Origin of the sequence: Streptomyces sp. YS415, assembly GCF_023544665.1 — a bacterium.
Classification (GTDB): domain Bacteria; phylum Actinomycetota; class Actinomycetes; order Streptomycetales; family Streptomycetaceae; genus Streptomyces.
In genome coordinates, this window is record NZ_JAMJFL010000008.1 from 152,370 (window position 1) to 165,738 (window position 13,369).

The 13,369-nt window shown below is 71.2% G+C and carries 11 protein-coding genes; 8 read left to right on the forward strand and 3 right to left on the reverse strand.

Translation table 11 applies throughout. The features are described 5' to 3' along the window. Positions 1–125 precede the first annotated feature (125 nt). Positions 126–2,603 (forward strand): ThuA domain-containing protein, encoded by a 2,478-nt coding sequence (locus tag M8H82_RS12765; RefSeq protein WP_250073413.1) that lies wholly within the window; start codon positions 126–128, stop codon positions 2,601–2,603. Continuing rightward, positions 2,603–4,789, forward strand: a complete 2,187-nt coding sequence (locus tag M8H82_RS12770) for an OmpL47-type beta-barrel domain-containing protein (protein ID WP_250073259.1) — start codon at positions 2,603–2,605, stop codon at positions 4,787–4,789. Before M8H82_RS12765 ends, M8H82_RS12770 begins: the two co-directional genes overlap by 1 nt. On the opposite strand, the gene ligD is transcribed toward M8H82_RS12770, so the two are convergent. After that, positions 4,776–5,801 carry a non-homologous end-joining DNA ligase gene (gene ligD, locus M8H82_RS12775; protein ID WP_250073262.1) on the reverse strand — a complete coding sequence of 342 codons (1,026 nt, stop codon included), beginning with the start codon at positions 5,799–5,801 and terminating at the stop codon, positions 4,776–4,778. The two genes, M8H82_RS12770 and ligD, sit on opposite strands and share 14 nt — an antisense overlap. 74 nt (positions 5,802–5,875) lie before the next feature. On the opposite strand from ligD, the gene M8H82_RS12780 reads away from it, so the two are divergent. Further along, a complete protein-coding gene (locus tag M8H82_RS12780) occupies positions 5,876–6,940 on the forward strand; it encodes an ATP-dependent DNA ligase (RefSeq protein WP_250073264.1) in 1,065 nt (354 codons plus the stop codon). On the opposite strand, the gene M8H82_RS12785 is transcribed toward M8H82_RS12780, so the two are convergent. Beyond that, positions 6,941–8,131, reverse strand: coding sequence for a zinc-dependent alcohol dehydrogenase (locus tag M8H82_RS12785; protein ID WP_250073266.1), 1,191 nt, complete (start codon positions 8,129–8,131; stop codon positions 6,941–6,943). A gap of 173 nt (positions 8,132–8,304) precedes the next feature. Between M8H82_RS12785 and M8H82_RS12790 the strand changes: the two genes are divergently transcribed. Next, a complete protein-coding gene (locus tag M8H82_RS12790) occupies positions 8,305–9,270 on the forward strand; it encodes a DUF3048 domain-containing protein (RefSeq protein ID WP_250073414.1) in 966 nt (321 codons plus the stop codon). 16 nt (positions 9,271–9,286) lie between these two features. Here the strand turns inward: M8H82_RS12790 and M8H82_RS12795 are convergent, their stop codons facing one another. Then, positions 9,287–9,751, reverse strand: coding sequence for a MarR family winged helix-turn-helix transcriptional regulator (locus tag M8H82_RS12795; protein WP_250073268.1), 465 nt, complete (start codon positions 9,749–9,751; stop codon positions 9,287–9,289). A 198-nt stretch (positions 9,752–9,949) separates the two neighbouring features. On the opposite strand from M8H82_RS12795, the gene M8H82_RS12800 reads away from it, so the two are divergent. Genes M8H82_RS12800 through pcaH form a run of 4 tightly spaced genes read left to right on the forward strand, consistent with a single transcriptional unit; the run spans position 9,950 to position 13,368 of the window. Further along, complete coding sequence (locus M8H82_RS12800; protein ID WP_250073270.1) at positions 9,950–10,732, forward strand: CoA transferase subunit A; 783 nt, start codon at positions 9,950–9,952, stop codon at positions 10,730–10,732. Beyond that, on the forward strand, positions 10,732–11,376 hold the full coding sequence (locus tag M8H82_RS12805; RefSeq protein WP_250073276.1) for a CoA transferase subunit B: 645 nt from the start codon (positions 10,732–10,734) through the stop codon (positions 11,374–11,376). The genes M8H82_RS12800 and M8H82_RS12805 overlap by 1 nt, the downstream gene beginning before the upstream one ends. After that, the gene (locus tag M8H82_RS12810) at positions 11,373–12,575 is read left to right on the forward strand and encodes a thiolase family protein (protein ID WP_250073278.1); all 1,203 of its coding nucleotides are present in this window, start codon (positions 11,373–11,375) and stop codon (positions 12,573–12,575) included. Before M8H82_RS12805 ends, M8H82_RS12810 begins: the two co-directional genes overlap by 4 nt. 19 nt (positions 12,576–12,594) lie before the next feature. Next, positions 12,595–13,368, forward strand: a complete 774-nt coding sequence (gene pcaH, locus M8H82_RS12815) for a protocatechuate 3,4-dioxygenase subunit beta (RefSeq protein ID WP_250073280.1) — start codon at positions 12,595–12,597, stop codon at positions 13,366–13,368. Position 13,369 lies beyond the last annotated feature (1 nt).

Below are 13,369 nucleotides of genomic sequence, written 5' to 3' on the forward strand. Positions count from 1 at the left end.
AGCGGGACCGGAGCGGTTTATCCACACTCAGGACAAAGTTCGGCCCATTGTGGTCATAGGTATTGGCGAGTGAAGCAAAGGGGTCTAGCTTCCATGGCGCTGTTGCTGTGACCGAGGAGGTGCCCATGCGCTTACGAGGGTTGAGCAGAACAAGACGCGGCTGGGCGGCGGCCGTTGCGGCCGGGGCCGTCGCCGCAGGACTGCTGTCGGGCCCGGCCGCGAGTGCGCGCCCGGCCCCCGACCCGAGCCTGACAACGATGTCCGTCAAGTCGCCCCCGGGCGGCGCGAACGTACGCGTGCTGATCTTCTACGGCTCCGCCGCCGGCGGCGACGAGTCGCCCCTGGTGAACGCCGGTATCGAGGCGATCGAGAAGATCGGTCTCTCCGGCCCGCTGAACCAGCGCTTCAAGGTCGAGGCGACGGACGACGCCTCGGTGTTCACCGACGAGACCCAGCTGGGCCGCTACAACGCCATCGTGTTCCCGACCGGCGGCGGCGACGTCCTCGACCCCGAGCAGGAAGCGGGACTCGAGGCCTACATGGAGGCGGGCGGCGGCTTCGTCGGCCTGCACGACGCGGCGCGCGCGGAGCCGTACTCGGAGTGGTTCACCGGACTGATCGGTGCCCGGCCGGCGGCCGGCAGCCCGGCCGGCGCGCAGCGGGCGACCGTGGAGGTCGGCGACCGTTCGCATCCGGCGACCAAGGACCTGCCGGTGCAGTGGAAGCGTCCGGACCGCTGGCTGAACTGGACGAAGAACCCCACCGGCAGCGTGCACACCGTCGCCCGGGTGCGCGAGTCGACCTACCAGCCGGGCGCGGGCGCCAACGGCTGGGACCACCCGGTGAGCTGGTGCCGTGACTACGACGGCGGCCGGTCCTTCTACACCGGCATGGGCGGCACGGTCTCCTCCTACGACGAGACGGACTTCCGCGCCCATCTGCGCGGCGCCCTGCTGTGGACGACCCGGCTGGTGCGGGCGGACTGCAAGGCCACCATCACCGGCCACTACACGGCCAAGCGGCTCACCCGGCCCAACCAGCCGGGCCAGAACGACCAGATCGGCGAACCGCACGGCCTGGTCACCGCCCCCGACGGGCGGGTGCTCTACATCGGGCGCGGCGGCGCCGACTCCTCCCAGCCGGTGATCACCGACTGGAACAACCCGGACATCGGCAAGGGCCAGGGCGAGATCCACGTCTACGACCCGAAGACCGAGCAGGTCACCCGGGCGGGCGCGCTCACCGTCTTCGGCAACAAGGGCGGCGGCGACGAACTGGTCAAGGTCGAGGAGGGGTTGCTCGGCATCGAGCTGGACCCGCGGTTCCAGGAGAACGGGTGGGTGTACCTGCACTGGACCCCGCACGCACAGATCAACCGGGACACGCGCATGGCCGAGCGGCGGGTCTCCCGCTTCACGCTCGACCTCGCGACGAACAAGCTCGACCTGAGCAGCGAGAAGGTGCTGCTCAAGTGGCCGGTGCAGATCCACAGTTGCTGCCACGCGGGCGGCGGGATGGCCTGGGACTCCCGGGGCAACCTGTACATCGCGACCGGTGACAACAACTCCAGCCGCTTCAGCGACGGTTACTCGGGCAACAACCCGCAGCCGAACTTCAAGGGCGTCTCCTTCGCCGACGCGCGTCGCACCGCCGGCAACACCAACAACCTCAACGGCAAGATCCTGCGCATCCATCCGGAGCCGGACGGGACGTACACCCTGCCCGAGGGGAACCTGTTCACCGGCCGGGAGACGGACGAGGGCGGCGGCAAGACGCGCGGCGAGATCTATGTGATGGGGGTCAGGAACCCGGCCCGTATCTTCGTCGACAAGTCGACCGACATTCTCTACGCGGGCTGGGTCGGCCCGGACGCCGGCGCACCGTCGCCGACCTGGGGCCCGGCCAAGTACGACACGTTCGCCGTCATCACCAAGGCGGGCAACCGGGGCTGGCCGTACTGCATGGGCAACAAGCAGCCCTACCGGGACCGCAATCTGCCGGATCCCACCAAGCCGCTCGGCTGGTACGACTGCGACCGCCCGAAGAACGAGTCGCCGAACAACGACGGCCTGGTCAATCTGCCGCCGGTGACCGGCAACAACATCTGGTACTCGCCCCAGGGCGGCGCCCCGGACTTCCCGCGTGACGCGAACGGCGTCCCGTCCTACCAGCAGGCGGAGTCGACGTATCTGCTGCCGTGGCTCAAGGGCGGCGGACAGGCCGCGATGAACGGCCCCGTCTACCGCTACGACCCGGCGAGCACCAGCACCACCAAGTGGCCCGCCTACTGGGACGGGAAGTGGTTCGTCGGCGACTTCTACGACGCCGACCAGCCGCGCAACGCGGTCATCACCGACCCGAGGACGCACGGCGAGGGCGGACTGCCGGTGCACTCGGAGTCGCTGAAGAAGATCGTGCCGGTCGGCAATGACGGCATCAAGAACCTCATGGACTGGAGGTTCGGTCCGGACGGCGCGCTCTACGTCCTCGATTACGGCCGCGGCTTCTTCACCTCGGACGCCAAGTCCGCGCTGTGGCGGATCACCTACACCGGGGGCGGCCCGACGCCGGCCGCCGGTCAGCTGGCGAGGGGAGCACAGTGATGCGGCAGCGAAGACTCCTGACGGCCCTGCTGGCCGCCGTACTGGTCCTGCTGGGGCTGCAGGCGGCGCCGTCCACCGCACGGCCCGAACAGGCGGCGGCCGCCGCGCAGGTGCTCACCTGGACGGCGGGCGACGACATCACCAAGTACACCTCGGCCCCCGCCACGGCCGTGGCGGGCCCGACGACGATCGTCTTCGAGAACAGCGCGGCGACCGGCAACACCACCGGCATGCCGCACACGCTGACGTTCGCCACCAGCGACCCCGAGTTCAACAGCGACGTCCAGCTCAACATCCTGGCGACCCCGGGCGACGACATGGGCGGCCGCCACACCGCCGAGGTCACGCTCACCCCGGGCCGCTACTTCTACTCCTGCACGATTCCCGGCCACGGCCAGATGCAGGGCATCCTCGTCGTCACCGAGGGCACGGGCGAGGACTCCACCGCGCCCGCAACCTCGGCGCACGTCACTGGCACGCAGAACTCCCAGGGCCAGTACGTCGGTTCGGCGAGCGTGATGATCCACGCCACCGACGAGGGCGGCTCCGGGGTGGACCGCGTCGAGTACGCGATCGGCGCCACGGGCGCCTGGCAGCCGTACACCACGCCGGTCGTGGTGGACCACGTCGGTGATCACACGGTGCGCTACCGGGCCGTGGACAAGGCGGGGAACGTCTCCGCCGAGAAGAGCGCCGCGTTCACGGTCGTGGCGCCGCCCACGGACGACACGACCCCGCCGGAGACCTCGGCGACGGTGAGCGGTGAGCGCAATCCCGACGGCAGTTACGTCGACATGGCGACGGTGACCGTCTCCGCCTCCGACACCGGTTCGGGCGTCAACACCATCGAGTACGCCGTCGGAACGGGCGCCTGGCAGCCGTACACCATGCCCGTGATGGTGCATCAGGCGGGCACGCACACGGTTCGGTTCCGCGCCACCGACAAGGCGGGGAACGTTTCGGCCGACAAGAGCGTCCAGTTCACGGTGGTGGCGGCGCCGCCGCAGGACACCACTCCGCCGGTGACGGGCGTGACCGTGGAGGGCACGCGCAACTCCGACGGCGCGTACGTGGCGAGCGCCAAGGTGACGGTCAGCGCGACCGACGCGGGCGGGGTCGCGGGCATCGAGTACTCGCTCGACGGCGGGCCCTATCTGGCGTACTCCGCGCCCGTGATCGTCGACCGCGCGGGCGCCCACACGCTCGCGTACCGGGCGACCGACACCGCGGGCAACACCTCCGCGGCCCGGACGGTGAGCTTCACGGTGGTCGCGGGCGGGGTGCCCGCGCCGCCCTGCCCGGAGTACGACGAGCGGCTGACGGTCATCGTCGGCACGGTCGACTCCGGGGTGCCGAACCGGCTCACCGCCAACCGATGCCGGATCAACGAGCTGATCGAGGACGAGAAGGAGTGGACGTCCCAGGCGCTGTTCCTCAAGCATGTGAAGACGGTCCTCGACCGGCTGCTGAAGGCGGGCGTCGTCGACCAGCGCGAGTACAACCTCATCACCAGGGCCGCCCGCCAGTCCGGTATCGGCACGCCGGGCCAGACCGAGGGCTACCGCACTCTCTTCGACGGCAGCGCCGGCTCCTTCGCCAAGTGGCAGCACGTGGGCGGCGGTTCGTTCGGCCTGAACGCCGACGGGTCGATGACCAGCGGCACCACCCGGGCCGGGCTCGGCATGCTGTGGTTCCCCGAGCGCAAGTACGGCGACTTCTCGCTGCGCCTGCAGTGGCGTGACGACGCTCCGGGCACCGGGAACGCCAACTCCGGTGTCTTCGTGCGCTTCCCGTGGGTCCACGGCCACCCCGAGGAGACCCGTCCCGAGTGGGTCGCCATCAAGTACGGCCACGAGGTGCAGGTGCTCGACCGGCCCGACGGCGACATGTACAAGACGGGCTCGATATACGGCTTCGACCGGGTCGGCCTGGCCGGCGCGGGCGTGACCGAGAAGGGCACCTGGAACGACTACGAGATCCGGGTGGTGGACCAGCACTACTCCGTCTACCGCAACGGCGTGCTGATCAACGAGTTCGACAACCTGGGCGGCCAGGACTTCTCCCCGCCCCGCTCGGACGACCCCGGCACGGACGGACGCCGGTTCGCCTCCGGGTACCTGGGCCTCCAGGTGCACGGCACGACGGACGTGGTGTCGTACCGGGACATCCGGATCAAGGAGCTGTAGGCCCCTCCTTGCGGGCCTTGCTCGGCTGTACCCGCTTGGGTTCTCCCGGCATCTTCGGATACTCGGGCGGGTACGGCAGATCCCCCAGCCCGTGGTCGCGCTCGTCCCGCGCGGCCAGCTCCAGCAGTGCCTCCAGCGAGAAGCGGTGCTCGTCCATGTCGGCGTGCACATCGCCGAGTTCGGCGAAGCGGACCGGCATGGTCGCCAGGTCGAAGTCGCGGGGGTGGGCGGTGCCGACCTCCTCCCAGCGCAGGGGTGCGGAGACGGGGGCGTGCGGGCGGGGGCGCACCGAGTAGGCGGAGGCGATGGTGCGGTCGCGGGCGGTCTGGTTGTAGTCGATGAAGATCCGCTCGCCCCGCTCCTCCTTCCACCACTTGATCGTCACCTGCTCGGGCATCCGGCGCTCCATCTCCCGGCCGACGGCGATGGCGGCGCGGCGGACCTGGGTGAACGTCCAGCGCGGTTCGATCGGCACGAAGACGTGCAGACCCCGTCCGCCGGAGGTCTTGGGCCAGCCCTTCAGTCCCCCGAACTCGTCGAGCACGGCGCGCAGTTCGTGCGCGGCGCGGACCGCGTCGTCGTAGTCAGTGCCGGGCTGCGGGTCGAGGTCGATCCGGAGTTCGTCGGGGCTGTCGACGTCGTCGCGGCGCACCGGCCAGGGGTGGAAGGTGAGCGTGCCGTACTGGGCGGCCCAGAGCACGGCCGCCTCCTCGGTCGGGCACATCTCGTCGGCGCTGCGGCCGCTGGGGAAGGTGATGTGGGCGGTGGGGATCCAGTCGGGCATGTTCTTGGGGGCCCGCTTCTGGAAGAAGTTCTCGCCGTTCACCCCGTCCGGGTAGCGCTCCAGCGTGGTGGGCCGGTTCCGCAGGGCGCGCAGGATGCCGGGGGCGACGGCCTGGTAGTACCGGGCGAGGTCCAGCTTGGTGAAACCGCGCTCGGGAAAGAAGATCTTGTCCGGGCTGGACAGCCGTACCGTGCGTCCGCCCGCCTCCAGCTCCACCGCTTCGCCCATGCGAGCCACGGTAGGCGCACCTCCCACAGCTCGCATACCGGGCGAATCGTGAGGGATCCGCGCAAAATCGGACCATGGACCTCCCCGTGATGCCGCCCGTCAAGCCCATGCTCGCCAAGTCCGTCGCCACGATCCCGGCGGGCATGCACTACGAGGCGAAGTGGGACGGGTTCCGGGCCATCGTGTTCCGCGACGGCGACGAACTGGAGCTGGGCAGCCGTACCACCAAGCCTTTGACCAGGTATTTTCCCGAGCTGGTGGCGGCGCTCAAGGAGCGGGTGCCGGAGCGGTGCGTGCTGGACGGGGAGATCGTGATCGCCCGCGAGGGGCATCTGGACTTCGACGCGCTCACCGAGCGGATCCATCCGGCCGCCTCCCGGGTGCGGACGCTCGCCGAGCGGACCCCGGCCTCCTTCGTCGCCTTCGACCTGCTGGCCCTGGCGGACGAGTCGCTGCTCGACGTACCGCTGACCGACCGGCGCGCGCTGCTGACCAGGGCGCTGGCCGGGGCGACGCCGCCGGTGCACGTGGCGCCCGCGACCACCGACATCGAGGTGGCCGAGCGGTGGTTCCAGGAGTACGAGGGGGCCGGTCTCGACGGGGTGATCGCCAAGCCGCCGGCCTCCCGGTACCGCCAGGACGAGCGGACCATGTTCAAGATCAAGCACGAGCGGACGGCCGATGTGGTGGTGGCCGGGTACCGGCTGCACAAGAGCGGGCCCGTCGTCGGCTCGCTGCTGCTCGGGCTCTACGACGACCGGGGCGCCCTCCAGCACGTCGGGGTGTCCGCCGCGTTCTCCATGAAGGTGCGCGCGGCCCTGGTCGAGGAGCTGGAGCCGCTGCGCATGGACGAGGTCGCCGGGCACCCCTGGGCGGCCTGGGCCGAGGAGGCGGCGCACGAGACGGCCCGGCTGCCGGGGGCGCCGAGCCGCTGGTCGGGCAAGAAGGACCTGTCCTGGGTGCCGCTCAGACCGGAGCGGGTGTGCGAGGTGGCGTACGACCACATGGAGCAGGGGGCACGCTTCCGGCACACCGCCCGGTTCCGCCGCTGGCGTCCGGACCGGACCCCGGAGAGCTGCACGTACGCACAACTGGAGGAGCCGGTCCGGTACGACCTGGAGGAGATCCTCGGCGGCTGATCAGGGCTGCATCAGCACCTTGACCGCGCCGTCCTGCTTGCGCTGGAACATCTCGTACGCGTGCGGCGCGTCGGTCAGCGGCACCCGGTGGGTGGCGAAGTCGTCGACGCCGAGCGGGTCCTCGTCCGTCAGGTACGGCATGATCTCGTCGGCCCAGCGGCGGACGTTGGCCTGGCCCATCCGGATCTGGATCTGCTTGTCGAACAGGGTGAGCAGCGGAAGCGGGTCGGCGGTGCCGCCGTAGACACCGACCAGCGAGAGGGTGCCGCCGCGGCGGACCAGGTCGATGGCGGTGTAGAGGGCGGCGAGCCGGTCGATGCTGAAGCGTTCCGCGAGCTTCCCGCTCAGCGCCCTCGGGAGCAGCCCGGTGGCCTGCTGGGCGAGGCGGGCGGCGGCGCTGCCGTGGGCCTCGGTGCCGACCGCGTCGATCACGGCGTCGGGGCCGCGGCCGTCGGTGCGGTCGCGGATGGCCGCGACGAGTTCCTTCTCGCTGTCGAAGTCCCGCAGGTCGAACGTCTCCACGCCCCGCTCCCGGGCCCGGTGCAGCCGTTCGGTGACCAGGTCCACGCCGAACACGGTCCCGGCGCCGCGCGCCCGGGCGATCCGGCAGGCCATGTCGCCGATCGGCCCGAGTCCGAGCACCGCGACGCTGCCGCCCGGCGGGACCGCGGCGTACTCGACCGCCTGCCAGGCGGTGGGCAGCACGTCGGAGAGGTAGACGAACCGGTCGTCGGGCGGACCCTCGGGCACCTTGATCGGGCCGTACTGGGCCTGCGGGACCCGCAGGTACTCGGCCTGCGCGCCCGGCACCGAGCCGTACAGCCGGGTGTAGCCGAAGAGGGCGGCGCCCATGCCCTCGCCGGTGCACTGGGTGGTCTCGCACTGGGTGGGCAGCCCGTTCAGGCACATCCAGCAGTCGCCGCAGGCGATCTGGAACGGCACCACGACCCGGTCGCCCGCGCTGAGGTCCATGACCCCCGCGCCGACCTCCTCGACGATGCCCATGGGTTCGTGGCCGAGGATGTCGCCCGGTGTCATGAACGGGGTGAGCACCTCGTACAGATGCAGGTCGGAGCCGCACAGCCCGCTGGAGGTGATGCGGATGATCGCGTCCGTGGGCTCCTGGATGGTCGGATCGGGCACGTTCTCCACTCGGACGTCCCGCTTTCCCTGCCATGTCACAGCTTTCACGCCACTGGCTCCCTCCATCGGATCCGCGCCCCGGGTACCCGGGGCGCTCACCGCGAACCACGCGTGCGCCGATCGGTGCAATAGCAGCGGTCGATCGGATTCCAGCGGGTATGGCCATCAATGAAGTCATAAGCGCACAATCATGACAACAGAACGGGGTGGCGTCGGTGGGCATCAGACGCAGGGCGCGTACGAGACGCGCAGCGACGACCGCGGCACTGCTGGCCACGGCGGTGACGATCTCCCTGGCGGCGGGCTGCACCTCGCCGGACGAGGGGCGGAACGACGGACGCTCACCCGACCGGACCTCGGAGGCGGCCGGCCCGGCCCCGGTACTCGCCGTGAAGATCGACAACGTCCGCCGGGCCAAGCCCCAGACCGGCCTCGACGCCGCGGACATCGTCTACGTCGAACAGGTCGAGGGCGGACTGAGCCGCCTGATGGCGGTGTACGCGACGCGGCTGCCCGAGACCGTCGGCCCGGTGCGCAGCGCCCGCGAGTCCGACCTGGAACTGCTGCGCCAGTTCGACCGGCCGACGCTCGCGTTCTCCGGAGCCCAGCGCAAGCTGCTCCCGCTGATCGACAAAGCCCCCGTCAACGCCCAGCCGCCGGGCGCGACCGACGGCGCCTACTACCGCGGCGCCGACCGGCCCTCCCCGCACAACCTGTATCTGCGCCCGGCCCGTCTGATGCCCTCGGTGCCCGGCGCCGACGCGCTGACCACCGGCTTCCGCTACGGCGCCGCCCCCGCGGGCGGCCGGGCGGACACCTCGGAGACGGTCCGCTACCCGGCCGCCGAGTTCACCTTCTCCTGGTCCGCGGAGCAGGGGCGCTGGCTGGTCTCGCAGGACGGCGCGCCGACCGTGCAGACGGACGGCAGACGCGTGGCTCCGGCGACCGTCGTCGTGCAGTACGTCACGGTCCGCACATCCCCGTACCACGACTCGCTCGGCAACTACACGCCCTACACCGAGACGGTGGGCTCGGGGAAGGCGAAGGTGCTGCGCGACGGGCGGGCCTGGGACGCCGACTGGAAGCGCGCGACCCCCGCGGACGGCACCGCGTTCACGGCCCCGGACGGCAGCCCGGTGACCTTCGCCGAGGGCCAGGTGTGGGTGGTGTACGCGCGGGCGACCTGACATCCGGGCGGCTTGCTCAGCGCGGCGCCCCCAGGGGTTCCGCGGGGTTGCGGAGCCCTTCGGCCGCGTCCGCGACCCGCCGGATGAGGTCGAAGAAGACGGTCTGCTCCTGCGCGGAGAGCGGGGCGAGAAACACCTGGTTCATCCGGGCCGTGCGCACGGTGAGCTTGCGGTGGGTGCGCACCCCCTCGTCCGTCAGGCGCAGCAGGAAGCGGCGGCCGTCGGCCGGGTCACGGACCTTGTCCAGCAGTCCGCGCCGGCCGAGCCGGCTGATGACCTCCGCGATCGTGGACCGGTCGAGCCCGACCCGCTCCCCCACCGTCCGCTGGTCGAGCCCGGGCTCGGCGACGAGCGCGTTCAGGACGGCGAACTGCGGTGAGGTGATCTCCTCCGAGACCATCGTGTTCCACAGCAGGTAGTGCGCCTGCTGCAGCCGCCGGGCCAGGTGCCCGGGGTGGCCGGCCAGATCCACCGCGGCCATGTGCGCTCCCGTCCTCGAATTCGTTGGTGCACGGAACGATACCGGTCTTCACGCTCCCCGTCTGCACCGACTACCTGCTGTTTCTCCGAGGCCTTGACGCTTCGGCCCGCCAGTGGCAGCGTGAGGGACACCTCGCTGAAATACTCAGTGCCCTGACTAATTACAGGCCGGGCGCTCGGACGAGATGGGGCTTCACGGATGGACAAGGTGGTCGCCACGGCCGTCGAGGCGGTGGCAGACGTGCCGGACGGCGCGTCGTTGGCGGTGGGCGGTTTCGGGCTGAGCGGTGTGCCCAACGTGCTCATCGAGGCGCTGTACGAGCAGGGCACCGGCGGGTTGTCGGTCGTGTCCAACAACTGCGGGGCGATGGAGTCCGGGCTCGCGGTCCTGCTCGCGGCCGGGCGGATCGCACGGGTGACCGGCTCCTACATCGGCGCGAACAAGGAGTTCGCCCGCCAGTACCTCGCCGGGGAGCTGGAGGTGGAGATGATCCCCCAGGGCACCCTCGCCGAGCGGCTGCGCGCGGGCGGGGCCGGGATCCCCGCCTTCTACACGCCGGCCGGGGTGGGCACGCAGGTCGCCGAGGGCGGACTGCCGTGGCGCTACGACGGCTCCGGCGGCGTCGCCCTCGCCTCGCCCGCGAAGGAGGTCCGCGAGTTCGACGGCACCGAGTACGTGCTCGAGCACGGGATCCGCACCGACTTCGCGCTGGTGCGGGCGGCGAAGGGCGACCGGCACGGGAACCTGGTGTTCAGCAAGTCCTCGCGGAACTTCAATCCGCTGGCCGCGATGGCCGGGCGGATCACGATCGCCGAGGTGGAGGAGCTGGTGGAGCCCGGCGCGATCGACCCGGACGCGGTCCATCTGCCGGGGATCTTCGTGCAGCGGGTCCTCGCCCTCACCCCCGAGCAGGCGGGCGACAAGAAGATCGAACGGCGCACGGTCTCCGCGCCCGCGGCACGAGGGACGGTGAACGGCTGATGGCCTGGACACGCGAGGAGATGGCCGCGCGGGCGGCGCGTGAGCTGGCGGACGGCCAGTACGTCAACCTCGGCATCGGGCTGCCCACCCTCATCCCCAACTACCTCCCCGAGGGCGTGGAGGTGATCCTGGAGTCGGAGAACGGCATCCTCGGCACCGGCCCGTACCCCACCGAGGACCAGGTGGACCCGGATCTGATCAACGCCGGGAAGGAGACCGTGACGGTCCTGCCCGGCGCCTCCTTCTTCGACTCGGCGCTGTCCTTCTCGATGATCAGGGGCGGCCACATCGATGTCGCCGTGCTGGGGGCGATGCAGGTCTCGGCGGGCGGCGATCTGGCCAACTGGGCGATCCCGGGCAAGCTGATCACCGGGATCGGCGGGGCCATGGACCTGGTGCACGGCGCCCGCACCGTGATCGTGGTGATGACGCACACCGCCAAGGACGGCTCCCCCAAGATCCTCGAGGAGTGCGAGCTGCCGCTCACCGGCAAGGCGTGCGTGAACCGGGTCATCACCGACCTCGGCGTGCTCGACGTGACCCCTGAGGGTCTGCTGCTCGTCGAGACGGCGCCCGGCGTGGGCGTCGCCGAGATCGTCGCGAAGACCGACGCCGAACTGACCGTTGCGGAGGATCTGCTGTGAAGCCGGTGTACATCGTGGACGCGGTCCGTACCCCGATCGGCCGCTACAACGGGGGCCTCGCCGCCGTACGCCCGGACGACCTGGCCGCCCACGCCGTCCGGGAGCTGATCGCCCGCACCCCGCGGCTGGACCCCGCCCGCATCGAGGACGTCTACTTCGGCAACGCCAACGGCGCCGGCGAGGAGAACCGCAACGTCGGCAGGATGGCGGCGCTGCTCGCCGGGCTGCCGACCTCGGTCCCCGGCGTGACCGTGAACCGCCTGTGTGCCTCGGGTCTGGAGGCGGTCGTCCAGGCGGCCCGCGCCATCGCCGCGGGCGACGCCTCCGTCGCCGTGGCGGGCGGCGTGGAGTCCATGACCCGCGCCCCCTACGTGCTGCCCAAGAACGACAAGCCGTTCCCCGCGGCCCACACCGAGCTGTACTCCACCACGCTCGGCTGGCGCATGGTCAATCCGCGGATGGAACCGCAGTGGACGATCCCGCTCGGCGAGTCGGCCGAGCTGATCGCCGACAAGCACGGGATCACCCGGGAGCAGCAGGACGAGTTCGCCCTGCACAGCCACCGGAAGGCGGCCAGGGCGCAGGCCGAGGGGCTGTTCGACGCCGAACTCGCCCCCGTGCCGGTCCCGCAGCGCAAGGGCGACCCGGTCGTCGTCGGCGCCGACGAGTGCGTACGGCCGGACGCGTCACCGGAGGCGATGGCGAAGCTGAAGCCGTCGTTCCGCACGGACGGCGGCACGGTCACCGCGGGCAACGCGTCACCGCTGAACGACGGTGCCGCCGCGCTCCTGCTGGTCGACGAGGAGGGCCTGAAGGCCACCGGCCGCGAACCCCTCGCCCGGATCTCCGCCACCGGCGTGCACGCCCTGGACCCGCAATACTTCGGCCTCGCCCCCGTCGAGGCCGTCCACCGCGCCCTCGCCAAGGCGGGCCGGACCTTCGCCGACCTGGACGTCCTCGAACTCAACGAGGCCTTCGCCGCCCAGGTCCTCGGCTGCCTCGCCGAATGGCCCGGCCTCGACCCGGCGATCCTCAACCCGCAGGGCGGCGCCATCGCCCTCGGCCACCCCCTCGGCGCCTCCGGCGCCCGTCTCGCCGGCACCGTCGCCCACCAGCTGGCCCGCAAGGGCTCCGGCGTCGGCGTCGCCACCCTGTGCATCGGCGTGGGCCAGGGCCTCGCCCTCGTCCTCGAACGCTGAGAACCCCCGAGGAAACCTCATGACTCTCACCCAGCACGACATCGACCAGGAGATCGCGGCCGAGCGCGCCGCCTACGAGAAGCGGATCGCCGGCGGCGCCCCGGTCGAGCACCACCCGCGGCGCGACTACACGCCGTACCGCTCCTCCGTCCTGCGCCACCCCAAGCAGCCGCCGGTCGCGATCGACGTCAGCAAGGACCCGGAGCTGGTGGAGCTGTCCTCCCCCGCCTTCGGGGAGCGGGACATCACCGAGATCGACAACGACCTGACCCGGCAGCACCATGGCGAGCCGATCGGTGAGCGCATCACCGTCTCCGGGCGGCTCCTCGACCGGGACGGGCGCCCGGTCCGCGGCCAGCTCGTCGAGATCTGGCAGGCCAACTCGGCGGGCCGCTACGCCCATCAGCGCGAGCAGCACGACGCCCCGCTGGACCCGAACTTCACCGGCGTCGGCCGCACCCTGACCGACGACAGCGGCCGCTACACCTTCACCACCATCCAGCCGGGCCCCTATCCCTGGCGTCAGCACCTCAACGCCTGGCGGCCGGCGCACATCCACTTCTCGGTCTTCGGCTCCGCGTTCACCCAGCGGCTGGTGACGCAGATGTACTTCCCCAGCGACCCGCTGTTCCCCTACGACCCGATCATCCAGTCCGTCACCGACGACGCGGCCCGGCAGAGGCTGATCGCGACCTACGACCACAGCCTGTCGGTGCCGGAGTTCTCCCTGGGCTACCACTGGGACATCGTGCTCGACGGCCCGCACGCCACCTGGCTCGAAGAAGGGCGCTGAG